The 22,630-nt window shown below is 56.9% G+C and carries 19 protein-coding genes; 11 read left to right on the forward strand and 8 right to left on the reverse strand.

The features are described from left to right. The first annotated feature begins 80 nt into the window (after window positions 1-80). Window positions 81-503: an ASCH domain-containing protein gene (locus tag BGIM_RS0103405; protein WP_020468392.1), complete on the forward strand. Its 423-nt coding sequence runs from the start codon at window positions 81-83 to the stop codon at window positions 501-503. Then, complete coding sequence (locus tag BGIM_RS0103410; RefSeq protein WP_020468393.1) at window positions 500-1,189, forward strand: (5-formylfuran-3-yl)methyl phosphate synthase; 690 nt, start codon at window positions 500-502, stop codon at window positions 1,187-1,189. The genes BGIM_RS0103405 and BGIM_RS0103410 overlap by 4 nt, the downstream gene beginning before the upstream one ends. Here BGIM_RS0103410 and BGIM_RS0103415 read toward each other — a convergent pair. Further along, window positions 1,164-1,721, reverse strand: a complete 558-nt coding sequence (locus BGIM_RS0103415) for an amino acid kinase family protein (RefSeq protein WP_020468394.1) — start codon at window positions 1,719-1,721, stop codon at window positions 1,164-1,166. The genes BGIM_RS0103410 and BGIM_RS0103415 overlap by 26 nt on opposite strands. Further along, entirely contained in the window at window positions 1,718-2,707 is a 990-nt protein-coding gene (locus BGIM_RS48500) for a hydantoinase/oxoprolinase family protein (protein ID WP_020468395.1), read from the reverse strand. The genes BGIM_RS0103415 and BGIM_RS48500 overlap by 4 nt, the downstream gene beginning before the upstream one ends. Before the next feature lie 80 nt (window positions 2,708-2,787). Here BGIM_RS48500 and BGIM_RS0103425 point away from each other — a divergent pair, with 80 nt between their 5' ends. From BGIM_RS0103425 to BGIM_RS0103445, 5 genes are all read left to right on the forward strand, one after another. Then, entirely contained in the window at window positions 2,788-5,562 is a 2,775-nt protein-coding gene (locus BGIM_RS0103425; RefSeq protein WP_020468396.1) for a hsp70 family protein, read from the forward strand. Window positions 5,563-5,595: 33 nt separating this feature from the next. Then, window positions 5,596-6,525 (forward strand): hypothetical protein, encoded by a 930-nt coding sequence (locus BGIM_RS0103430; RefSeq protein ID WP_020468397.1) that lies wholly within the window; start codon window positions 5,596-5,598, stop codon window positions 6,523-6,525. Window positions 6,526-6,661: 136 nt separating this feature from the next. Further along, a complete protein-coding gene (locus BGIM_RS48505; RefSeq protein ID WP_020468398.1) occupies window positions 6,662-9,355 on the forward strand; it encodes a PSD1 and planctomycete cytochrome C domain-containing protein in 2,694 nt (897 codons plus the stop codon). A gap of 42 nt (window positions 9,356-9,397) precedes the next feature. Then, the gene (locus BGIM_RS48510; RefSeq protein ID WP_063607859.1) at window positions 9,398-9,907 is read left to right on the forward strand and encodes a protein-tyrosine phosphatase family protein; all 510 of its coding nucleotides are present in this window, start codon (window positions 9,398-9,400) and stop codon (window positions 9,905-9,907) included. A 21-nt stretch (window positions 9,908-9,928) separates the two neighbouring features. Next, the gene (locus BGIM_RS0103445) at window positions 9,929-11,320 is read left to right on the forward strand and encodes a DUF1501 domain-containing protein (protein WP_029629704.1); all 1,392 of its coding nucleotides are present in this window, start codon (window positions 9,929-9,931) and stop codon (window positions 11,318-11,320) included. A 9-nt stretch (window positions 11,321-11,329) separates the two neighbouring features. Here the strand turns inward: BGIM_RS0103445 and BGIM_RS0103450 are convergent, their stop codons facing one another. Beyond that, the gene (locus tag BGIM_RS0103450; RefSeq protein WP_029629705.1) at window positions 11,330-12,142 is read right to left on the reverse strand and encodes a metallophosphoesterase family protein; all 813 of its coding nucleotides are present in this window, start codon (window positions 12,140-12,142) and stop codon (window positions 11,330-11,332) included. Between the two features lie 207 nt (window positions 12,143-12,349). On the opposite strand from BGIM_RS0103450, the gene BGIM_RS0103455 reads away from it, so the two are divergent. After that, complete coding sequence (locus tag BGIM_RS0103455; RefSeq protein ID WP_020468402.1) at window positions 12,350-12,949, forward strand: thymidine kinase; 600 nt, start codon at window positions 12,350-12,352, stop codon at window positions 12,947-12,949. 22 nt (window positions 12,950-12,971) lie between these two features. Here BGIM_RS0103455 and BGIM_RS0103460 read toward each other — a convergent pair whose 3' ends face one another. Both BGIM_RS0103460 and BGIM_RS0103465 read right to left on the reverse strand, forming a co-directional pair. Continuing rightward, window positions 12,972-14,333, reverse strand: coding sequence for a DUF1501 domain-containing protein (locus BGIM_RS0103460; protein ID WP_020468403.1), 1,362 nt, complete (start codon window positions 14,331-14,333; stop codon window positions 12,972-12,974). Window positions 14,334-14,539: 206 nt separating this feature from the next. Then, a complete protein-coding gene (locus BGIM_RS0103465) occupies window positions 14,540-15,358 on the reverse strand; it encodes a phosphatidylinositol-specific phospholipase C/glycerophosphodiester phosphodiesterase family protein (RefSeq protein WP_157368584.1) in 819 nt (272 codons plus the stop codon). 82 nt (window positions 15,359-15,440) lie between these two features. On the opposite strand from BGIM_RS0103465, the gene BGIM_RS56875 reads away from it, so the two are divergent. Next, a complete protein-coding gene (locus BGIM_RS56875) occupies window positions 15,441-15,989 on the forward strand; it encodes a lecithin retinol acyltransferase family protein (RefSeq protein WP_157368585.1) in 549 nt (182 codons plus the stop codon). A 182-nt stretch (window positions 15,990-16,171) separates the two neighbouring features. Continuing rightward, window positions 16,172-18,472 (forward strand): alpha/beta hydrolase family protein, encoded by a 2,301-nt coding sequence (locus BGIM_RS0103475; protein WP_020468406.1) that lies wholly within the window; start codon window positions 16,172-16,174, stop codon window positions 18,470-18,472. A 17-nt stretch (window positions 18,473-18,489) separates the two neighbouring features. On the opposite strand, the gene BGIM_RS0103480 is transcribed toward BGIM_RS0103475, so the two are convergent. The 3 genes from BGIM_RS0103480 to BGIM_RS0103490 all read right to left on the reverse strand — a co-directional run bounded on the left by BGIM_RS0103480 (window position 18,490) and on the right by BGIM_RS0103490 (window position 21,001). Continuing rightward, window positions 18,490-19,332 carry an SDR family oxidoreductase gene (locus BGIM_RS0103480; protein WP_020468407.1) on the reverse strand — a complete coding sequence of 281 codons (843 nt, stop codon included), beginning with the start codon at window positions 19,330-19,332 and terminating at the stop codon, window positions 18,490-18,492. A gap of 5 nt (window positions 19,333-19,337) precedes the next feature. Next, complete coding sequence (locus BGIM_RS0103485; protein WP_020468408.1) at window positions 19,338-20,021, reverse strand: two-component system sensor histidine kinase NtrB; 684 nt, start codon at window positions 20,019-20,021, stop codon at window positions 19,338-19,340. An 89-nt stretch (window positions 20,022-20,110) separates the two neighbouring features. Next, on the reverse strand, window positions 20,111-21,001 hold the full coding sequence (locus BGIM_RS0103490; protein ID WP_020468409.1) for an SMP-30/gluconolactonase/LRE family protein: 891 nt from the start codon (window positions 20,999-21,001) through the stop codon (window positions 20,111-20,113). 156 nt (window positions 21,002-21,157) lie between these two features. On the opposite strand from BGIM_RS0103490, the gene BGIM_RS0103495 reads away from it, so the two are divergent. Continuing rightward, window positions 21,158-22,594 (forward strand): Ig-like domain-containing protein, encoded by a 1,437-nt coding sequence (locus BGIM_RS0103495; RefSeq protein ID WP_020468410.1) that lies wholly within the window; start codon window positions 21,158-21,160, stop codon window positions 22,592-22,594. Window positions 22,595-22,630: the final 36 nt, after the last annotated feature.

Raw genomic sequence — 22,630 nt, forward strand, 5'->3', positions numbered from 1 at the left:
TCACGATGGGGGTCCGATGATGCCGGATTTGCCAGTTATTTTTATGAAGGATAATTGAGTTTTTACGAGAGTTCTTGGCCATGCCCGCCATACCGAATTATGCCCTGTCGATCAAACAACCTTGGGCCACTCTTCTCGTGTCTGGCATTAAAAAGATCGAAATCCGGTTGTGGCCCACAACAATTCGAGGTCCGGTGTTCATTCACGCGGCCAAAATTCCCGATCCACGACCGGAAGGATGGGAATATCTCACTCCGGAACTCAAACTGATCAGCGAATTGGGAGGTCAATTGATGGGGATGGCCGTGCTGGAAGAATGTCGCGAATATCGGACAGCCTCCGAGTTTACCCGAGATCAACATCTGCATCGGAATGACCCGAGTTGGTTCCAGCCTCCCCAGATGCACGGGTTCGTTTTTCGTGATCCCATCTCCATTCGGCCAATCCGCGTTCCGGGTAATGTGCGATTTTTCACGGTAGATCTGTTTCGGGAGCAAGCGTGAATTCCCGTGCCAAACTTTTGGTGAGCGTGCGATCCGTCGTGGAAGCCGAGGCGGCTGTCTTGGGGGGCGCGGACCTGATTGACATCAAGGAACCGGCGGCAGGACCTTTGGGAAAGGCCGACTCGCGGGTGATCGCCGAAATACTTTCCGTCGTTGATCGCCGATGTCCGGTGAGCGCCGCATTTGGTGAGTGGAAAGATCATCCGACCAACACGATCATTGATCCGAAACTGAAGTTTGTGAAATGGGGATTGGCTGGAAAACGCGGGCAGCTTGCGGAGGCGACCACCGAGATTGTTGGCACAGTCGGGCCGCGTGCAGTGCTGGTGCATTACGCGGACAGCCATTTGGCCGATTCGCCGACGTTGGCCGAACTTCACAACCTGTTGGAAAAGGTGTCTGTTCCATTGGTTTTGATTGACACCTTTGTGAAAGATGGGCGGGGCCTCATTGATTGGATCAGCCGGAAAGACTTGGAAAAGCTGATCGAGATGTTGCGGAAGCGGGGCACACAGATTGCGGTGGCGGGGTCGTTGAATTTCACGCTAATTCCCGCGATTGTAGCGATGCAACCGGATTGGATCGCGGTTCGCGGGGCCGCGTGCGTGGGGGGAAGAAACGGGAGCGTGAGCGAGGAACGGGTGGCCGAACTGGCCCGCCTCATCCGGGAAAATCCCGGAAGTTGACACAATTCACTGTCAGGTTTGCATCACTGATGATTTTGGCAAAATAGCGGTCCACATATCCCGCGAGGGAGATGGATTCCCAATCCGGCAAATCGGGCGGCATGGCAGATTTCAACAACACAAGGTTCGCTTCGGCCAATTGGGCGACCCGAGCCGCCATCGAATCGCTGGTCACTTTCCAATTATGCGGCAACGCCCCCGGTTGACCCTCGTCTGAGAGAAAACAAGGCAGGGGGTCCAGCACCGCGCTTTCTGTCCAGTTTTCCAACGAATCGATCACGGGGAGACCCAACAACGACCCAAGAAAATAGGCATTCACGCTCATCGTTCGGATGGCGAGCCAGTGTGAAGTTTCTTCGGGCAGGCCGTGGGTGTGATGCAAGTTCCGAATTCCATCAGCCAATTCCCCGCCCCCGGCGATGAAAAGAACGCGAGATGGGGTTGTCGAATCAAGCCATGCCCGCAAACGATGTCGCAAGTCTCCCATGTCGAAGAGGCTTCCGCCGGTTTTGGCGACGATTCGATCTTTCATCGTTGCCGTTCCGATCGCAGCACGGCGACAGAGTAAGCGCAGGCCGCCTCGCTGATCTCGGAACCCAGTTTTTCAGACAGCCGAATTTGCGAGAGTTTCGGCCGATATGTCCGAAACACATCGGCGGGCATCCATTCCCCGGAACCGGACAAAATCACGCGATCCAGCGGGCGGGAAGCATCCTCTTCAATCCATTGGACTGATCCCATCAGCAATTTGCCTTGTGCAGAGATGGCCTTGTTCGCATATTCGATGACTTCATCATTAGTGAGCGTGTCCCGATCACCACCAATCATCCGGGCGATCCGCTCCCAGGCGAATTCCTTGGTCATAGAGCGACCATCAGCCGTGGCGAGGTTGTCCGGTTCTTCCGGCAGGTTTCCCAACAGAACATGCACATCTTGTATGGTGGCAAAGAATTCCGCGCATCCATCCTGAACGATGGCGCAAAGGGGCGTTCGGCGAACGCCGAAATACAGCAACTCGCCGGAACGCAATCGTCCGACATCGGTCTCTCTCATCGGTTTGGGTTTTCCATCAAACAGCGGAATCACGTCCGTGGTTGTCGAACCGGTGTCAATCATGATGGCAAAGCCCATTGGAGCGAACCGGCCGACAAACGTGGCTTGGGCGTGCCAGTTGGCGGCGGCCACTTTCAGTGGTTGTTCGCACGTTTCGGCCGCCGACAAAAACGTTCCTTCTGTTGACCAATAGGCGATATCTCGCCCTGCTAACGCTTCCTCGACGGCCTGAACAATGTGCCGGACGCCTTCCCGCTTGGTGCGGAAGCAGTCACACAATTCGCCGGTCATGGTGACACCGACAGGCAAATCAGGCGGGATGTCCTTCAGGAAGTCTGTTAGTTCGGCCGCCAGTCGGGCGGGGTGTTTCCAAAGTTCAAATCGCCGGGATTGCGCGATCCCGCTGGCAGTGGCGAGTTTCAGGTTGGCCCCGCCGATGTCCAAACCGATGGCGTTCGTGTCCATCCGGCTAGTATAGACCCCATGTGTCGGAAGAACGGGGGAAGCGATCTTCGTTTCCCGGTTGTGCCATCAGAGTTTTGCGAATGCGTTACCTTGTCGGGATTGATCTCGGGACCACCAACAGCGCCCTGGCGTACATCGATCTCCAAAACCGGCCTCGGGTCGGCAACCTTGGGCTGAAAACCTTCCCTGTGCCGCAACTCGTCGCCGCCGGACAGATGGGGGAACGCTCGCTGTTGCCGTCGTTTTTATATCTCCCCGGTTCCCACGATTTGCCCCCCGGATCGGTGGCGTTGCCGTGGAACCCATCGGCGACGGATGCCGTCGGCGAATTCGCACGCAATCACGGCTCCAAAATTCCCGGCCGGTTAATCTCCTCGGCGAAGTCCTGGCTGTGTCATCCGGGGGTGGACCGCACGGCCCCTTTGCTGCCGTGGAATGCCCCGCCGGAAGTTCCCCGGCTCAGTCCGTTGGAAGTTTCGACCCGATATTTGAAGCATTTCGTGAGCGGCTGGAACAGCATGCCGAAGCGAGAGGATGCCGATCACCTCGAACTTCAAAACGTCGTGCTGACCGTCCCCGCCTCATTTGACGACGTAGCCCGAAATCTGACGATGCAGGCCGCGAAAGATGCCGGACTTAAAAATGTCACCTTGTTGGAAGAACCGCAGGCGGCGTTTTACTGTTGGCTGGGCCTCAGCGATCCGGTCGAAGTGACCAAGATGGCCCCCGGAATGCGTTGTCTGGTGGTGGATGTCGGCGGGGGCACGAGCGACTTCAGCTTGATCCGGGCAGCCGAGGATACTGGTGAACTCACGTTCATCCGCGAAGCGGTGGGTGACCATCTGTTGCTCGGCGGGGACAACATGGACCTTGCCTTGGCGAAACTCGTCGAGACGCGGTTGCCGCAAGCCGGAAAACTCGACGCGGCCCAGTTCGGCCTTTTAGTTCAGTCATGCCGACAAGCGAAAGAAGTCTTGCTTGCCCCGAAACCTCCGGCCAGTGTATCGGTAACCGTGCAAGGCCGTGGTCGGTCGGTGATCGGCGGCGCCATCCATACTAGCATCACCCCTGTTGATGTGCAGCAGGCGATTTTCGATGGTTTCTTTCCGTTCGTGTCGCGAGAAGCCGAGGCCACCAAGATCTCCCGTGGCGGTTTGCAGGAAATTGGCCTGCCCTATGTGGCTGATGCGGCCGTCACCCGGCATTTGGCCGGGTTCTTGCGTCGGCAACTCAAGGAAGACGAACGGCCGGATGCGATTCTCTTCAATGGCGGCGTGTTCCAGCCCCAAGCCTTGCGGGATCGTCTTGTAGACGTAATGCGGCCTTGGTATGGCGACAATTGGAACCCGTTGATTCTGGCCAATCCGTCGCTCGACCTCGCAGTGGCTTGGGGGGCGGCTTACCAAGGCTGGTTGCGGCACAGCGGCGGGAAGCGAATCGGTGGCGGGATTCCCCGGAGTTATTACATCGCCGTGGATGCCGGACAACCGGACGGATCGGCCCCGGTGTTGTGCGTGGTTCCCCGGCGATTGGAAGAAGGTCAGGAAGTCACCCTGGCCAAGCCGGAATTGGAACTGGCGCTGGGCGAACCCGTGTTGTTCCCGTTGTTCAGTTCCACCGTGCGAGGGAAAGACAAGCCCGGTGATTTGCTGACGATTGCCAACGATCAATTACTGAAACTGCCGCCGATGCACACGATTTTGCGCGGCGGCAAGCGAAGCGGCGTGAAACAAGTTCCGGTGACGCTCTCGGCCCGTTGCACTGAAATTGGCACGCTGGAACTCTTCTGCAATGCCAAGGCGGGGGACAACAAATGGCGATTGGAATTCAATGTCCGTGACATTGTGACCGACGACGGCAACGCGGGCGACGAGGGAGGCGGTCGACAAGAGGCAACGGATGTCTTCCCCGAAGAATTAGTGAGCAAAGCCCGTGAGTTGGTCGCGGATACGTTTCAAGGGCTGGGAGTTCCGACTGAGTTGACCAAGAATTTGGAAAACGTGTTGGAGACCAGTCGTGGCGATTGGCCGATGGGATTGTGCCGCCGATTGTGGACTGTTTACGAAGAACAGGCCGAGCATCGCACCCGGTCGGCGGCCCATTTGAATCGCTGGTATCATCTCGTCGGCTTTTCGTTGCGTCCGGGGTTTGGCGATTCTCTTGATCGTTATCGCATCGACCAGCTTTGGAAAATGCTTTCCTCCCCGCCAAAATCATCCGGGTTGACCGCTCAACAAGTCGAGGGGGGCGCGGATTATTGGATCATGTGGAGACGGGTGGCCGGTGGTCTTGGCTCGGCTCTACAAAACACGCTCATGAACCGTTTGCGGCCCATTCTCATTCCAGCCAAGGGCAAAGCGGTTTCCAAACCGGGGGCCAACGAGTTGGCCGAAATGTGGCGGGCCGCCGCCAGTCTCGAACGGCTTGATCTGCGGACCAAGGAAGCCTTGGCGAATGCCCTCATTCGGCAAACAGCCAAGGCGCCGGTTCCCACCTATGTGTTTTGGTCGCTCACCCGGATTGCCTCCCGCACGCTTTTCTATGGCCCGTTGAATCTGGTGCTGCATCCGCAGATCGTTGAACCAATGATCGAGACATTGCTCTCCTTCAAGCCGGAAAACGACAGCGAGCGCAATGGATGGGCATTCTGTCTGGCGAACATGGCCCGGCTGACCGGCCAGAGATCGCTTGATGTCGATGAGGCCGTTCGCACCAACGTAATCGACACTCTCAAACATCTGCCGATGGCGGCCAAGTGGCTGCCGATGCTGGAACAAGTGATCGAGATGGAAGCGGCCGACCGGGGGCAACTCTTCGGCGAATCGCTTCCCAAGGGATTGCGGCTCATCGGTTAAACGTACTCTCCTTATCCGTGTCAAGGAATTGTCATGCTGGACAGCGTCGAATATCGCGGTTGGAAATCGAACACCCGGCTCTCGAACGGGCGGGTGGAACTCATCGTCACCAACGAAGTCGGCCCTCGCGTGATTTGCTACCGCGCGCCGGGCGGTCACAATGTGATGAAGAATTACGATGAAATGATGGGCAAGTCCGGCGAAGCCGAATGGCAGATTCGCGGCGGCCTGCGTTTCTGGATCGCCCCCGAAGATTTGACGCGGACCTATTGCCCGGACAACAAGGCTGTTCAAGTCACGCCACTGGGTCAGTTTGCCGCCCGGTTCACGCCGCCGGAAGAAACGCAGTACGGCATCCAAAAGGTGATGGAACTGCGATTGGAAGAAACCGGCTCGCGGGTTCATGTGAAACTGCGGGTGACCAACACCGGCCAGACCGCCACCACGCTGGCGCCTTGGGGGCCGACGGTGATGGCTCCCGGTGGCATGGAAATCCTTCCCTTGCCGGCGAAGTTCAATCATCCCGGCCATCCGTTGAAGGCCAAAAATCCGTCCGATTTTGCCCCGAATCAGTCGATCATTCTCTGGCCCTACTTTGACTTCACCGATGACCGCTGGACGTTCGGAAAGCAATACATCTTCCTTCGTCAGAATGCGAAGAAAGGTCCGACCAAAATCGGGCTGGCTCATCATGTGCCGTGGGTGGCGTATTGGAATCAGGGAACCGTTTTCGTGAAGCGTTTCACCCGGCACGATTGGGCCGCGTACCCGGACATGGGAACCGTCTACCAAACTTTCTCCAACGAAGACATGTTGGAGATGGAAACCGTCGGCGCGCTTTGCACCCTCAATCCCGGTCAGCACGCGGAACTAACCGAGACATGGGAACTGTTCACCGATGTGCCCGAAATGAAAACAGAGGCTGATGTTGATCGCCTTCTGCTGCCACTGTTGAACGATTGAAAACATCGGAAATGCTTCTGGAATTTTCCAGGCATATGATTGACAATCAAAATCAGCATGAAATCCTCTCCCGCCTGAGTTTGATCAACAGACCCATTTTTTCTCCGTCGGACGCCCTCATCCATAGGAGCCAAGCATGTCCCGACGTGCCGTTGCTCTCGCCCTGCTTCTCGGTCTCATCGGACAAGTCCGTTCTGAACCGGCGGGAGAGGATTTCTTCGAGAAGGCGATCCGGCCGGTGCTGGTCGAACGGTGTGTTTCCTGTCACGGGCCGACGGTCAAGAAAGCCGGGCTTCGACTCGACACCCGCGAGGCGGCTCTCGCCGGAGGGACCGATGGTCCGGTGATTGTTCCCGGCAAACCGGCCGAAAGCCGGTTGATCGCGGCCATCAAGCATGTCGGCGAAGTGAAGATGCCTCAAGATGGTAAACTCTCCGTTGCCGAGGTGGCTGCTTTTGAGAAATGGGTGACCCTCGGCGCCCCGTGGCCGGCCAAGGTGGTGTTGCATCCCCCGGAGAAGGTCGCGGCCAATGGGGTGGATCATTGGTCTTTTCGACCTGTCAAAAGACCAGCCTTGCCTGTGTCCGACGCGGCAAATCCGGTGGATGCGTTCATCCGGGCGAAACTGACCGAGAAGAAGCTGTCGCCATCCCCGGAAGCGGATCGGCGAACATTGATTCGTCGTCTCACTTTTGATTTGCATGGGTTGCCGCCGACACCCGAAGAGGTTGCCGCGTTTCAGGCGGATCAATCGCCGGATGCTTATGGGAAAGTTGTTGATCGTTTGCTGGCTTCCCCCCGCTACGGCGAACGCTGGGGCCGGCACTGGCTTGATGTCGCCCGATACGCGGACAACAAAGGGTACGTTTTCTTCGAGGAGAAGAACTACCCGTGGGCTTGGACCTATCGTGATTACGTGATTGGGGCGTTCAACCGGGATGTGCCGTTCGACCGCTTTGTGATGGAGCAAATCGCGGCTGACAAGCTCGAACTGGAGGACAAGAAATCCCTCGCCGCCCTTGGTTTTCTCACCGTCGGCGGGCATTTCATGGGAAACACCCACGACATGATCGACGACCGGATTGACACAATCACCCGCGGGCTGATGGGGCTGACCGTGTCGTGTGCCCGCTGCCACGATCACAAATTCGATCCTGTTCCGCAGGCCGATTACTACTCGCTTTATGGCATCTTCCGCAGTTGTACCGAGCCGACTATCCCGCCTCTTTGGGGGACGCCGCCGGACACGGCCGAGTACAAAAAATTTGCGGCCGAACTCGTCGAGAAAGAAAAACAGTTGATGGATTTTGTGCTGGGCAAGCACAAAGAACTCGTCACTCAGGCGAGGACCAGAGCCGGGGATTATCTGCTCGCCGCCCATGCCGCCCGCAATCAGCCACCGGCCGATGATTTCATGCTGATTGCCGACAAAGGGGATCTGAACCCCGCGATGATCGCCCGTTGGCGCGCATTCTTGGAGACGACCCGCAAACGACGTGACACGACATGGGCCGTCTGGCATCGTTACGCCGATTTGCCGGATGCTGAATTTGCCGCCAAGGCGACGACCATCAAGCATGAGGAAGCCGACAATCCATTGGTGCGGACGGCCTTTGCCATGCCGCCGAAAACGATGAAAGACGTCGCTGATCGATATGGCAAACTGCTCGCCGACGCAGAGAAAGCGTGGGTTGCCGCCGGGGCAAAAGGCCCGCTTCCCGATCCGGCCGCAGAGGCATTGCGTTCCACTCTCTACGGCCCGACATCTCCGGCCGATGCCCCACTGGCCCTTGATTGGGGGTTCCTGTCGCTCTTCCCTGACCGGGCCACGCAGGGGGAGTATCAGAAACTTATCAAGGAAGTGGAAACACATGCCGCCAAGGGACCTCCAAGGGCGATGGTCTTGCTTGACGGTGACCGCCCTTTCGATCCGCGAGTCTTCATTCGCGGCCAGCCAAGCCGGTTGGGCGAACCGGTTCCCCGGCAGTTTCTCAAGGTCGTTGACACGCAACGACAGCCGTATGTGAAAGGCAGTGGCCGACTGGAATTGGCGAAAGCCGTGGCATCGAAGGACAATCCATTGACGGCCCGCGTGTTCGTCAACCGGGTGTGGATGCACCACTTCGGCCGGGGATTGGTGAACACGCCCGGCGATTTCGGCCTTCGCGGCGACCCGCCCACCCATCCGGAACTGCTTGACTGGCTGGCCTCTGAGTTGATGACCAACAGTTGGAGCGTGAAAAAGCTTCACCGGCAAATCGTCACCTCGGCCGCTTATCGGCAATCAAGCCAGCACCGCGAAGACGGGGTCGCCGCCGATCCGGAGAATCGCTTACTGTGGAAGCAGAACCGCCGTCGTCTTGAATTTGAATCATTGCATGACTCTTTACTGGCGGTTTCGGGCAGTCTGGATACGACCATCGGCGGCCCATCTGTACCACTCTTCGCCGGGAAAACCCGCCGGGCCGTATACGGCTACATTGACCGCCTGGAATTTCCAAGTCTGCTTGCCACCTTCGATGTGCCGAACCCCGCCGCAACCAGCCCGGAACGAACATCAACCACTGTGGCCCCGCAAGCCCTCTATTTGATGAACGGCCCCTTCGCCCGCGATGCCGCCCGTCGCTTGGTAAACTCGCCCGTCATCAAGGGAACGAAGACGCCGGCTGAAAAACTGGACGCCCTGTTCCTTGCCGCATTTTCCCGGAAGCCAACGGACACGGAACGAACAAAGTTGCTGGCATTCGTGGCGAAAGGCTCCGAAGCCGAGCGGTGGCTGGATCTGTCTCACGGGTTGTTGTTGACCAATGAGTTTGCGTTTGTGGATTGAGGAGGCTATCGATGAGACACCCTGCGTTGGGGAGATAATGCCGTGAGAATAAACTTGTATTGGGTAGATGGCGCCTCCTCCGGGCGCGTGGCGATCATGCCCCGACCCCGAGGCGGTGACTGGCTTGAGGACGAGATACCCGCCTGGCGGCAGGCCGGAGTTGATATTGTGGTTTCCCTGCTCACGCCGGACGAAGTGGCCGATCTCGACCTTGCCCAGGAAGAAGAACAGTGCGGCCTAAATGGCATCAGGTTCATTTCGTTGCCGATCAATGATCGCTGTATCCCCGAATCACGAGAAGCGTTTGCCGAATTAATTATGTTTCTTGCGGAAATGTCTGCGGACGGCAAAAACATCGGCATTCATTGCCGACAAGGCATCGGACGGGCGGCGGTCGTGGCTATTTGTCTTTTGATCTGGAAAGGGGCCGATCCCAATGCGGCCATCGGGCAGGTTAGTTTGGCACGCGGTTGCGACGTGCCCGAAACTCCTGAACAGCGTCAATGGGTTTTAGACTTTGCTCGTTCCTCGCCGAAACCATTGCCCGGATAACCTCCCAAGGGTGGCCGACAGATGTTTCCAATTTCACGACGCGAAGCCCTCACTCGTTGTGGCACTGGCCTTGGAATGATGGCTCTCGCCGGGGTGATGGCCGACGACGCGGGGGCGGCCCCGGCGGTCAACGATCCGCTGGCTCCCAAACCGGGGCACTTTGCCGGGAAAGCCAGGCATGTTGTTCACCTGTTCATGAACGGCGGGCCGTCTCAGGTAGATACGTTTGACCCGAAGCCCGCTCTCGACAAGTACCACGGGAAACCTCTGCCGACGACGAATCTCCGGACGGAGCGCAAGACCGGCGTTGCCATGCGGTCGCCATTTGCGTTCAAGAAGTACGGCAAGTCCGGGATCGAGGTGAGCGACCTGTTCGCCAAAACGGCCGAGCATATTGACGACCTGTGCGTGATCCGGTCGATGTATGCGGATGTACCAAATCATGAACCATCGTTGATGCTCATGAACTGCGGGGATGGCCGGCTTCCCCGGCCGAGTTTCGGTTCATGGGTGACCTATGGCCTCGGAAGCGAGAACCGCAATTTGCCGGGGTTCGTGGTCATGTGTCCCGGCGGGTATCCGATTGTCACCACCCAAAACTGGCGGTCGGCATTTTTGCCCGGTGTCTATCAGGGAACTTATCTCGACACCAAATATGCCGAGGTTGAAAAGCTGGTGGCGTTCATCCGCAATTCGGAGATGCCGATTGCTCGCCAACGAGAACAACTCGACTTGGTGAAGATGTTGAACGCAGAGCACATGGCCGCGCGCCACGCGGATGCCCAACTGGAAGCCCGCGTGCGGACGTTTGAACTTGCCTTCCGGATGCAAGGCGAGGCGACGGATGCGTTTGATTTGACCAAGGAAACCAAAGAAACCCGCGAGTTATACGGAGACACGACACATGGCCGACAACTGCTCTACACCCGTCGGCTGATCGAGAAGGGGGTGCGGTTCGTGCAAGTGTGGAGCGGCGGCGGGCAACCGTGGGATAACCACGATGGTCTTGAAGGACAACACAAAAAACTAGCCGGCGAGTGGGACAAGCCGATTGCCGCGTTTTTGACCGATCTGAAACGCCGGGGGTTGTTCGACAGCACGTTGGTGTTGTGGGGTGGCGAATTCGGCCGAACCCCGGTCGCCGAACTACCCGCGCTGAACGGCCGCGACCATAACCATTATGGCTTTACCTGCTGGCTAGCGGGGGGTGGAACAAAGGGGGGAACCATTGTGGGGGCGACCGACGAATTTGGCTTCAAGGCTGAAACAAACAGGGTCCATGTTCACGATTTGCACGCCACCATGTTGCATTTACTCGGCTTCGACCACGAAAAGCTGACGTATCGCTACGCCGGCCGCGATTTCCGGCTAACGGATGTTCACGGCCGGGTCGTCAAGGAAATTGTGGCGTGACGGTTGAGTCTAATTCATCTGAATGAATTCTCGCTTCAACGTTCCGTCTACGATCTTCACGAGAAAGTATCCCTTCTCGGTGCTGCCGTCGTGGTTCCCCTTGCTGAAGGCACAACAACGGTTGGTTGTCAGAACCGTCTTTCCGGCTTTCTTTTCCGTGAAGGCGTGAAAGTGCCCGCTGTAGGTGGCTTGCAGGTTGTGATCCATCAACCGCTTCAAAATCTCGTCGGCGTTCTTGGGCCGCATTTTCACGTCCTCGCCGAGCGGGAAATGGGTGAACACCACCAGCGGTTTTTTCTTGTCCAGTTTGGGCAACTGATCGTCAATCCATTTCAACGTGTCCGGGTTGATAACCGTGTTTTGAAACTTGAGCGACTCGGTGGAATCAAGGGCGAGAAACTGCCAGTCATGCAGGTCAAAGCGATAATTGAGTTGCTTGGGGAACAAGTCATCGTAATGTGGTCGTTCCCCGGAGTCTTTGACGTAATCATGATTGCCGGGCACCACATGGACCGGGATCTTCACCCCGCCGAAAATTTGTTTGACCGGGTCGAGTTGCTTGGCGGTACCGTCCTCGGAGAGATCGCCGCAGATCATCAGGAACTCTGGCTTTTCCGGATGTTCCTTCATCTTTTTGACGACCGACTCGAACCACGGCTGGCATTTTTCATCAAGGGAGTGAAGATCATTCACGACCAGAAACGAGAAGTCTTTTCCCTTGGATTCGTCGGCCCGCATTGCTCCGGGCCACATTCCGGCCGCGAGCAGAGAAGTCGGGGTAAGACGGAGCCAGTCTCGACGGGTCCATTGAAAAGTCGCCATTGTGTTTCGCCCGCTTAAAAGTTGATGATGGTTGAAATACCTGCCGATGGTCGGGTTGCAATTGAATTTTTCGTGAAGGAATTGGCCGGTTCTGACGGAAAGGGCGTCTGTCCGTGGAAGCCACGCCCATTTCTGTTCAATCCCCGCTTTTTCGGTCCTTCCCGGTCAATCTAAAATGACCCGATTGGAACGGGAGTCCCGAAGCGAATGGCGAAGCTCTACTTTTACTACTCGACGATGAACGCGGGGAAATCCACCTCCCTGTTGCAAGCCGCCCACAATTATGCCGAGCGTGGCATGAGGACGATGTTGTTCACCGCCTTGCTGGACGACCGGGCGAAGGGCTTGATCGCCTCGCGGATTGGTCTGGAGGCCGAGGCCTATCGATTTCACGCTCATACCAATTTTTGGGAATTATGCACTTCTTCCCCGCCGAATTGTGTGTTGATTGATGAGGCACAATTTCTTTCCAAGGAGCAAGTTCGACAGTTGACCCGCGTGGTGGACGAGGCGAACACCCCCGTCATGTGTTACGGTCTGCGCACGGACTTTCTTGGCGAACTTTTTCCGGGCAGTGCCGCCTTGCTGGCTTGGGCTGATTCGCTGGTGGAATTGAAGACGATCTGCTGTTGTGGCCGAAAAGCCACGATGGTGGTGCGAGTCTCCCCATCCGGGGTGGTCGAGCGGGAAGGGCAACAAGTCGAAGTGGGCGGCAACGAGCGTTATGTCCCGCTTTGCCGCCGGCATTTTTGTGAATCAATCCGCACAGGCGTCTGCACCGGGTGGAAACCGGAACACGGTGGCTGAGTGTCGGAGAACACCCCGGCGTTCAACTCAATTCGGGGATCGGTTCGCGGATTTCCAGAAGGTTTCGGGGACGGCCATTGTGGTCGGGATAGGTTTGGGCCGGGTCGATACCCAAGTGGCGGTAGGCCGTGGCCAGTATTCGTTCGAGGCGGTAGGGGTTTCGCGTCGGACTTCCCCCTTTGGAATCCGATGCGCCAATGACCTGTCCGCCGGGAAGGCCGCCTCCCGCCAACAGGACGCTGCTCACATCCCCCCAGTGATCCCGGCCCGGCCCCTCTTTGGAGCCTTGCATGGGGGCATACACCGGCGCCCGTCCGAATTCGCCCATCGCCACGACCAGCACTCGTTTGTTCAGACCACGATCATGCAAGTCTTCCACCAAAGCCGTTATCGCCTGGTCGTAGGACGGGGAAAGTTCGCGCATTTGCTTGCCCAAGGTGGCGTGCATGTCCCAGCCGAAAGTTCCGAGGGTCACAAACGTCACGCCGTTCTCCACCAACCGGCGAGCCAGCAACATGCTTTGTCCGAGGGAATTGCGGCCATATCGATCCCGAACGCCGACGGTTTCCTGATCCAAGTCAAACGCCCGCTTGGCGGCCGGTCCCGTGACCAACTCGAATGCCTTGGTCGTAAATTCGTCGTGGGCCTCCGCATCATGCCGAAGATCGTGAATACGGCGGGCGTTGTCGAAGTTGGAGAGAATGGTTCGCCGGTCCCGCAACTGATCGGAGGTCAATCCTTCTGCGAGTGTCAGATTTGGAATACGGAACGGAAGGCTGGCTCGCACCCGTTCACCGTCGCTCATGTTTTTGGTCCGGGGGTCGTCGAGAACCGTGAAGGGGTTGAATCCGTTCCCCAAGGCATGGGCATTGATGTAATTGGGAACGAATGGCAACGCGACGTAAGGCGGCAATCCCTTCGCCACCGGACCCCGGAGTTTGGCGACATGCGATCCGATGCTCGGCATCTCGTTTTCCGAGGCGGCGGCGTTGCAGTAATATCCCGTTTGCATCAGATGCAGACTGGAGGAGTGCTGCGTGGACGGGTGATAAATCGAGCGAAGGATGGTCAGTTTGTCCATCACCTTCGCCTGCCGGGCCATCAGTTCGCAAAACTGCACACCGGGCACATTGGTGTTGATGGCGCCAAACTCGCCACGAATCTCGGCCGGAGCTGATGGCTTGGGGTCGTAGGTTTCAAATTGGGATGCCCCGCCGCCCAACACGACATAGATTATGGCGGTGTCGGGCGGGGACTCGCCCCCTTCGGCCGCCAGCGACCGCAAGCGGAGTATCTCTGGCAGCGACACACCCGCCAGACCCATGAATCCAGCTTGAATCAGTTGCCGACGATTGACCGAATCTAAGCGTGGAAAAAAAGGCATGAGGAACGCCTTGGAGAGATTGTCTAATCAGTGACAAAGTGTGTCCGGGCAGGTGGGTGAAGTATGTGGGACGGGGCGGATTAATGCAAGAACAATCTGGAATTCGTTCGTGTGTTCCACGAAAGGCGTGTGATAAGCATGAATCGCGGAAATTCATATTCCTGATTCAGGCCAATCACACGACGCCAAAAGCATGCCCGGCAAATTTAGGGTTTGGGTGGCGAGGAAGGTTGCTTGAGAAGAAACTCACGCAAGTCGGCCAGTTTGTCCGTGTTGATGAGATCCACCCCGGCCGCCAGTTGTTCGGCCCAAGCCTCTGGTTTGTCCGGTGTCGCCCAGAAGCGGACCAAGCGACCCTGTTCATGAGCTTTTGCCACATAGTCCCGCATTTTCTTCCGTTCCGCCTCCGGCATTGTCCCGGCGCCATTCCATTTGAACAACGAACCCCAACTGGCGCTCACCCAAGGCACGAGGACGGCCGGTTCCTTCCCATCCAAGTCTTTTGGACGTCCGTCGATGGCGGCGTATCGAACCGGTTCCGAGGCGATCGCTTCCCGGTCGGTGTTGCCGCTGATGATAACTGTCACCGCCCGAACGGTGGTCTTCCCGTTGCGGGTCTCCGTCAGAATGTCCGAGTATTCCGCGAGAACCTTGGAAAGAGCGGCGAAAGTAGTCTTCGCCTCTGTTTTAATGTCGATCAGCAAAAAGAACGGCGGGCCGTCTTTGAACACGCGGCCACCGTTCTTTTTCACCCGTTCACGGAGCGGATCGAGGTATAGTTTCTGCAAGGTGTTTTCTGGTTTCAGAGCGGCGGACGTGTGAGCCACCGGCAAGCCATCTTTGGTCAGGAAGATGTCGGCTTCCACGCTGCAAAACCCTTGGTCCAGCGCGTCGAACAGGGGGTTGGTGTGTTCGTAATCATTGTGGGCGTGCGCCCGTTTGATCGGGGTCACGCCCGCCGGGGTGTCGGCAGATGCCGTGATTGTGAAAGCCAGCATGAACGTGCCGAATATCAAACATCTCATTGCCAGGCCTCTTTCAATAAGCGTTGACCGTGTGATTCGCAAATGGGACACTGTTGTTTTGTCAAATGTCAGGGGATTGGCGATGGCGAAGGGCGATCATCTCATGGTGCCGTTGGCCGGTTTGATGACGCATCACGGCATCGACATGGGAGACGGCACGGTCGTTCACTGGTCAAGCGGTCTTCCGGGAAGCATCGGCCTCGACAATTTTTTTGCCCGGATTTCGGCGGCCGAGGTTCGCCGAACGTCTCTTGAAGATTTCGGCGACCTCTCCAGCCTTCAGGTTCGAGAATATCTTTCGTGCGACAACCCCGACACTGTAATCCAACGGGCGAGCGGCAAAATCGGTGAAAAGGGATATTGCCTCTTTGGAAACAACTGCGAACATTTTGCGACTTGGTGCAAAACCGGCGAATCGGCTTCCGGCCAAGTCCGGGATGCCTCGGCGGCCGCTCTTGGTCTTGTCGGTGGCGGTGTTCGAGTCGCGGCGGTTGCCGCCCCGCTTTCGACGTTGCTGGCGCCGGGGATGCTCATGGCCGCATCAGCCGTGTTTCCCGCCGCAATCGCATTGGGTCTCGGGTGGGCCGCGTTTAACCTGTTCCAATCAGAGACAGAGACCTCGGTTGAATGAAGCGGACTTCCGCGTCATTCCACACCTCACTCAGAACCCGGTTGAACAGCCCGTCTGTCAGGAACACATTGGCCGATGCTTCCCAAGAATTCTCGGCACGATCTCATATTTCACTGGCTCCGCGCCACCTCATGCGGCATGATGATGGCCTGCCTTGATCTCATCTTTGAGGAGTAGCCTTCATGTTCCGGGCCGCGTTGCTGATTCCCGTATTGTGTGCCGCCCCCGTCTTCGCCGACCAACTCTTCGGCACCGAACCGCTGACTGAAAAGGGAGACTTGGCCGCCAAGATGGTGGCGGGCATCGACAAGTATCTGATGCGGGAACTGGAAAAGGCCCAAGCCGAACAGGCAAGCAAACCCTTTCCCAAAGAGACGCGACTGCGGGAGATTTTAGGCATCAAAGAATGGCCGTCGGACATTCACGGTGAGGTGATCGTTCCTCTTGGAAAGCCTGCCGCACTCGGAGAAACAGACAAATACACAATCACGGCGGTGCGATGGCGGGTGATTCATGGCATCACAGGGGAAGGTCTCTGGCTCGAACCCAAGAAAGAAGCCGTTGCTCAAGTGGTGGCCATCCCGGATGCCGGTCAGACTCCGGAAGACATTTGCGGATTGACCGATGCGGTCTCGCCCGAGAAGCAATTCGCCCGGTTGCTCGTTGAACAAAATATCCGCGTGATCGTGCCAACGTTAATTAGCCGTGAGACGACATTATCCAACAGCGATGCGGCCAAGCGTGTCACCACTCAACCGCATCGTGAGTTCCTGTATCGTATGGGCTATGAGATGGGTCGGCATTTGATCGGATATGAAGTCCAGCGGGCGATTGCTGCCGTTGATCTGTTGTATTCAAAGAAGAGCGATCTACCGTGCGGGGTGATCGGCAACGGCGAAGGGGGTGTCATTGCCTTGTACCTTGCGGCATTGGATTCACGGTTTCAGACAGTGGCCAGCATTGGTTATGCCGGGCCGTTGCCTTCGATGTGGCAAGAACCAATCGATCGGAATGTATGGGCTGTTGTGAAGGAGTTTGGCCTCGCAGGTCTGGGCGAACTGATATATCCCAAATCGATCTGTATCGGTTACAATAATGATTTGATTATCAAGGGCCGTGTGCCGAACTCCGGGACCGGCCTCGGCACCACACCCGGCAATATTGTGCCACTTTCAAAAGACCATTTTGCGAACGAATGGAAAGAACTCGAATCGCGTTACAATCGACTTGAAGGCAAAATCATCAAAGGAGCCAAGTTATCGCTTGTTGATTGTGGTATGGCAGACCCCAAATCAACCGATCCGAAGATTGCGGAGAAAGGCATGCAATCGGTGATCGAGAATTTGATGCAAAGGATGGGCATTGCCCAAACATTTGTGGCACCCGGAAAACCTAATTTTCCGAAAAACGCAGCCCTCCGACACATGGAAGCAGAAGACCGTCAAAAACGTCTCTTCACCCAAATCCGCGATCATGTACAAGCCGAGTGGCGGGCGAGCGAACCGACACGCTGGGAACGGTTCGCCAATCTCGATTATAAGTCCCGGAATGGGTACGTCGCTTCCATTGAACCCGTGCGAAAATACTTTGACGAAGAAGTGATCGGCAAACTTCCGGCTCCGACGGAGAAGCCAAATCCCAAGGCCCGCGAGATTTATGACACGCCGAAATGGAAGGGATACGAGGTCAAGCTTGACTTGTACTCGGATGTGTTCGCTTATGGGATTTTGTTGTTGCCGAAAGACATGAAGCCGCTCGAAAAACGGCCAGTGGTGGTGTGCCAGCACGGGTTGGAAGGACGGCCGACCGATGTGTGCGACCCGACCAAGAAAACACCGTATTACAACTCATTCGGGGCGCAACTGGCCGATTTGGGGTACATCGTCTTCGCTCCGCAGAACCCGTACATCGGCCGGGATGATTTTCGGGTGTTGCAACGCAAGGCCAATCCGCTGAAATTATCTCTGTTCAGCTTCATCGTTCGGCAACACGAACGCATTCTGGACTGGCTGCCGACGATTCCGCATGTTGACGGCAACAACATCGGGTTCTATGGCCTGAGTTACGGCGGCAAAACGGCCGTGCGGGTGCCGGCCATTCTCACCAAGTACAAGTATTCAATTTGCTCCGGGGACTTTAACGAGTGGATTGGCAAGAACGTATCGATGCTGTATCCGAACAGTTACATGTTCACCGGCGAATACGAGATGTACGAATTTAACCTCGGCAAGACATTCAACTATGCGGAGATGGCTTATCTGATCGCACCCCGGCCGTTTATGGTCGAACGCGGGCATGACGATGGCGTCGGCTCGGACGAGATGGTTTCCTATGAGTACGCCAAGGTGCGTTATCATTACGCCAAACGACTTGGCATCGGCGACCGCACCGAGATTGAATACTTCGTGGGAGGCCATGAAATCCGGGGCATCGGAACCTTTGAGTTCATCAAAAAGCACTCAGGCTGGCCGGCCACCAAATAACGCAAGTCGGGAACTCTTCAGCCGATAGAAGCCCGCAAGCCCGATTCTGCATCGGGAAACTCAAACTCCGTGGCATAAGCGTCGCGGAGTTTTTTGTTGGAAATGCGGCGGTTCGTTTGGTCATGGGTTCCGGTCGTTTCACCGGGAACGGGCGGGTTGAATCGGGCTGGCGGAGCGTTCAGCAGGATGGCCATCTGTGTGTAAAAATCCCGGCGGGTGACGGGGGTTCCATCTGAGACGTTGAAGATTTCGCCTTGTTGAGGGCGATCACTCACGTCTTCGACGATGGCTGCCCCGTCGTGAACATGGATTAGGTTCAGCCACTTTTCGGGATCGGCAGTCAACGGTTCGTCGCGTTCGATGGCGGCCCGCCGGATCACCCGGCCGGGGCCGTAAATGCCCGCGAAGCGGAGGATTATGGCCTCTGGCTTTTTCGAGTGCAGCAGGTGTTCGCATTCCAGAAGCAATTTGCCGCTTTCTTCGATGGGTTGAGTGGCCGAGGCTTCGTCAACCCATTCGCCGTTCGTATGCCCATAGACGCTAGTGGAACTCACATAGATAAACGACTTGGTTGGTGGCAACCGTTCCAACAAGTTTGCCAGGCCAGTCAGATACACATCCCGCATGGTCTTCCCGGCCGTCCGGTCCATGCCCACGGCATATAGAACATGATCCGAAGCCGGAAGAACAAGACTCGCCGGTTCGGTGACATCTCCGATCACCGGAGTGATTCCCAGTGCCGCCAGTTCGGCCGGTTTGGACCGGGTGAGGGCGGAAATTTGAAAGCCTTTGGCGATCCATCGACGAGCAACCACTCGGCCAAGGTAACCGCAACCGATGATGAGGGCCGATTCGGGCATGGTGGTCACGATTTCGGGAGAGGGATGCAAAGGGTGAATTTGGTGCCGCGTCCCGGTTCGCTTTGAACGGTGAGATCGCCGCCGTGGGCTCGCAGGATCTTGCGGCTGGTGGCCAACCCCAAGCCGGTTCCGCCGGGTTTGGTGGTGTGGAAAGGCCGGAAGATTTTTGGCAATGTTTCCGCGCTGATGCCAGTGCCATTGTCAATGACATCGACGCAGGCGTTGTCCCCTTCCCGCCGGGTTTGCAACACGATTTCCCCCCCGTCGGGCATCGCTTGTTCCGCGTTCAGCAGGAGGTTTAAAAGAGCTTGTTTGATGAGTTCGCGATCCATCGGAATCGGCGGCAGGTTGGGCGCGGGATAGGTGTTAATCTGAATGTTCGCCGCCCGTAGCGTGGGGCCGACGAAGTCGATCATTTCATCCAGCACATCTGAGAGGTTCTCCGGTTGTCGGCGGATTTCCTGGGCTCGGGCGAACCTTAGAAAATCATTGGAGACATCCACCAGCTTCTGGGCTTGTTGCGTCAACCGGTCAATTCGCTGTTTGGCCTTGCGCTCACGCGGCGTTTGAGGAGAGGCAAAGTCATCGGCCAGCAATTGCAGGTTCAGGTTAAACGTGCTGAGATGGTTTTTGATCTCATGGATAAATCCCCCGGCGAGTTCGGCGATGTCAGGGGGATTGTCAGTCATGAGGTCGTTTCTCGCCGATGACATGGTTTTAAAACGAATCGAGACTGTCGCGGCAAAAACTTGTTGACCGTGACAGTCATCTCGTCCTTTTACTTCTGAAACCGTTTCCAAGCCAAGCCGGGTGCATCCACGCGGAAACTCACCAAGCGTTGCTTGGCCACTTCGGTCACATAGATCGTCTTGCCGTCCGGGCCGCCGAAGCAAAGGTTGCTCGGCATCGCGCCCAGCACGTCGTATTCCTTCAAAACTTCGCCTTTCGGAGATAGCTTCACCACAGTGCCCTTGCCGTGCCGGGTGATGTAGAGGTTGCCTTCAACATCGATCCGCATCCCGTCGAAACCGAAATCGTCAAATTTCTTCAGCAACCGTTTGTTCTCGATCAGGCCGTCCTTGGTCACGTCGAAGGCCCAGACATTGCGCTGTTCGCTCTCGTTCACGTACAAGATTTTGCCGTCCGGGCTGAGGTCGATGCCGTTGGTGGTGCCCATCTTTTCGGCGATGAGGGTGGTCTTGCCGTCTGTGCCGATCTTCCAAAGCTGGCCCGTCTTTTTCTCCCAATTCGGGTCGCTGGCGTAGAGCGTGCCGTCGGCGGCGATGGCGAGGTCGTTCGGCTGGTTCATTTTTGGTTCATGGGCAAACACCGTGATCTTCTTTGTCGCCGGGTCGATTTTCAACACATTGTGTTCCACATAATCGGCCACGTACATCATGCCGGCTTTGTCAAACACGATGCCGTTGCCGGTGCTTTTGTTCGGCAGCTTCACCCAAACCTCGGCTTTGCCGTCGGGCGTCACCTTGCCGATGGTCTGTTGTTCGGCGAAATTCACGACGAACACATTCCCGGCCGCATCACAACCGGGCCCCTCGATACCCGGCGTGAAACCCTTTTCCGCGGTAAAGGGGGTGGCCTTGGGAAGCGGCTCAGCCGCGGTTGCCCACGCAAGGCTGAGGAAACATGCTAAAGTGGCGAATAGCTTCATCTGGCATCCTTTTTATCGTTGCACAAGATTTGGCGAACTTGGGCAACCCGATCCGGTCGTTCGGATCGGGTCTTTGGAAGATTCCGGCCGCGTTTGGCGGTTTGGCTCAGGTTTGCCGGTCGTGCGGATGATAATCTTTCTAACGGTTCGTGACACATGGCCAACCCGAAACAACAGAATCGACCTGCCTTGGGTGTTCATCTTCTGGAATCGCGAGACTGCCCGGCGGTGTTTAACATCGCCAACGGGGACGTGGCTGCGCTCAACGCCGCCATCGTCGCATCCAACGCCAATTCTGTTGACGACACAATCAACTTGGCCGCAGGGGGCCGATACACGTTAACGGCCGAGGCGGGCGTTGAATCCGGGGATGGTCTCGCCATAATCACGGCCGACAACCGATCCTCCGGGGGACCGGCCAAAATTACGATCAACGGCAAAGGGGCAACGATTGAGCGGCAGAGCGGGGCTGAAACGGCCTTTCGCCTCATGGAAGTGGAAGCCGGAGCTTTTCTCTTCATCAATGACGTGACCATGCAAAACGGAAAGACCGGCGAGGACCAGAGCGGCGGGGCCATTTTGGTTGGCGGGGGCGTCGATATCCGCAATTCGTTGTTTGTGAACAATTCGGCGGCGGACGGCGGCGGGGCCATCGCCTTTGATGACGAATCGAACACTAGTTTCTTGTGGAACAGTACGTTTACCGGCAATTCCAACACGAACACCGATGATTCAGGAGGCGGCGGGGCGATCTTTGTCTCGGATGTTTCAAGAAAAGTGACCATCACCAACTGCACAATTGCATTCAACTCGAACACGGCTAATGTTGAAAACGGAGAATTACTATTTTATGGCGGCGGGTTGCGGTCGAATAACAACGCAGAACTGGTGAATTCGATCCTTTCGGACAACACGGACTCGGATGCTCCGAACGATCTGGCCTTCGACATTGAAGGAACTTTTGAAGCCCGCAACAGCATCATCCGCGAGTACGGTCAGGGCACCCAGGACGAGATTAACATTGCCGGGCCGAACAACCTGTTGGACACGGCCGCTGACACCAACAATCCCCAACTGCGGACGCTGGCGAACAACGGTGGCCAGTCGGCCACTCTGTCGCTAAAGAGCAACAGCGCGGCGATCAACGCCGGGGACAATTTCTTTTCGCCCCCCTCGACTTTTGACCAACGGGGCAAGGGTTTTGCCCGCCGGGTGGGCGGCCACATTGACATCGGGGCCTACGAATTCAAGGCGAACACGCGAGTGACGCTGACCAGTTCTGCCAATCCGTCTGCCCTCGGGCGATTGGTGACGTTCACGGCCACGGTGATTCCGGATGCCAGCCAGCGAACGGGAATCGTGAACCCCTTGGAAAAATCGCTGAGCGGAACGTTCACGTTCACCATTGACGGCCACGTCGTCGCCAAAGTGGCGACAGATGCGAAGGGGCATGCCAAATTCTCGATTTCCACACTGGCCCGAGGATCGCATTCCGTGGTGGCTACGTTTGCCCCGGACGCGGAATCTTTGGACCCTGGTGCGGCCTCGTTGATCCAAGTGGTTGGCAAGGTTTCTCGACGATATGATCGGTGACGGTTTGGTTTCTCGACACGGATGTCGGAGTTTTAT

The organism is Zavarzinella formosa DSM 19928 (genome assembly GCF_000255705.1).
GTDB classification, from domain to species: Bacteria; Planctomycetota; Planctomycetia; order Gemmatales; family Gemmataceae; genus Zavarzinella; species Zavarzinella formosa.

Excerpts from the sequence above, each read along its gene's own strand:
- BGIM_RS0103405 (WP_020468392.1), top strand. The coding sequence starts at position 81 with ATGCCCGCCATACCGAATTATGCCCTGTCGATCAAACAACCTTGGGCC.
- BGIM_RS0103415 (WP_020468394.1), bottom strand. The coding sequence starts at position 1,721 with ATGAAAGATCGAATCGTCGCCAAAACCGGCGGAAGCCTCTTCGACATG.
- BGIM_RS48500 (WP_020468395.1), bottom strand. The coding sequence starts at position 2,707 with ATGGACACGAACGCCATCGGTTTGGACATCGGCGGGGCCAACCTGAAA.
- BGIM_RS0103425 (WP_020468396.1), top strand. The coding sequence starts at position 2,788 with ATGCGTTACCTTGTCGGGATTGATCTCGGGACCACCAACAGCGCCCTG.
- BGIM_RS0103430 (WP_020468397.1), top strand. The coding sequence starts at position 5,596 with ATGCTGGACAGCGTCGAATATCGCGGTTGGAAATCGAACACCCGGCTC.
- BGIM_RS48505 (WP_020468398.1), top strand. The coding sequence starts at position 6,662 with ATGTCCCGACGTGCCGTTGCTCTCGCCCTGCTTCTCGGTCTCATCGGA.
- BGIM_RS0103445 (WP_029629704.1), top strand. The coding sequence starts at position 9,929 with ATGTTTCCAATTTCACGACGCGAAGCCCTCACTCGTTGTGGCACTGGC.
- BGIM_RS0103450 (WP_029629705.1), bottom strand. The coding sequence starts at position 12,142 with ATGGCGACTTTTCAATGGACCCGTCGAGACTGGCTCCGTCTTACCCCG.
- BGIM_RS0103455 (WP_020468402.1), top strand. The coding sequence starts at position 12,350 with ATGGCGAAGCTCTACTTTTACTACTCGACGATGAACGCGGGGAAATCC.
- BGIM_RS0103460 (WP_020468403.1), bottom strand. The coding sequence starts at position 14,333 with ATGCCTTTTTTTCCACGCTTAGATTCGGTCAATCGTCGGCAACTGATT.
- BGIM_RS0103465 (WP_157368584.1), bottom strand. The coding sequence starts at position 15,358 with ATGAGATGTTTGATATTCGGCACGTTCATGCTGGCTTTCACAATCACG.
- BGIM_RS56875 (WP_157368585.1), top strand. The coding sequence starts at position 15,441 with ATGGCGAAGGGCGATCATCTCATGGTGCCGTTGGCCGGTTTGATGACG.
- BGIM_RS0103475 (WP_020468406.1), top strand. The coding sequence starts at position 16,172 with ATGTTCCGGGCCGCGTTGCTGATTCCCGTATTGTGTGCCGCCCCCGTC.
- BGIM_RS0103480 (WP_020468407.1), bottom strand. The coding sequence starts at position 19,332 with ATGCCCGAATCGGCCCTCATCATCGGTTGCGGTTACCTTGGCCGAGTG.
- BGIM_RS0103485 (WP_020468408.1), bottom strand. The coding sequence starts at position 20,021 with ATGACTGACAATCCCCCTGACATCGCCGAACTCGCCGGGGGATTTATC.
- BGIM_RS0103490 (WP_020468409.1), bottom strand. The coding sequence starts at position 21,001 with ATGAAGCTATTCGCCACTTTAGCATGTTTCCTCAGCCTTGCGTGGGCA.
- BGIM_RS0103495 (WP_020468410.1), top strand. The coding sequence starts at position 21,158 with ATGGCCAACCCGAAACAACAGAATCGACCTGCCTTGGGTGTTCATCTT.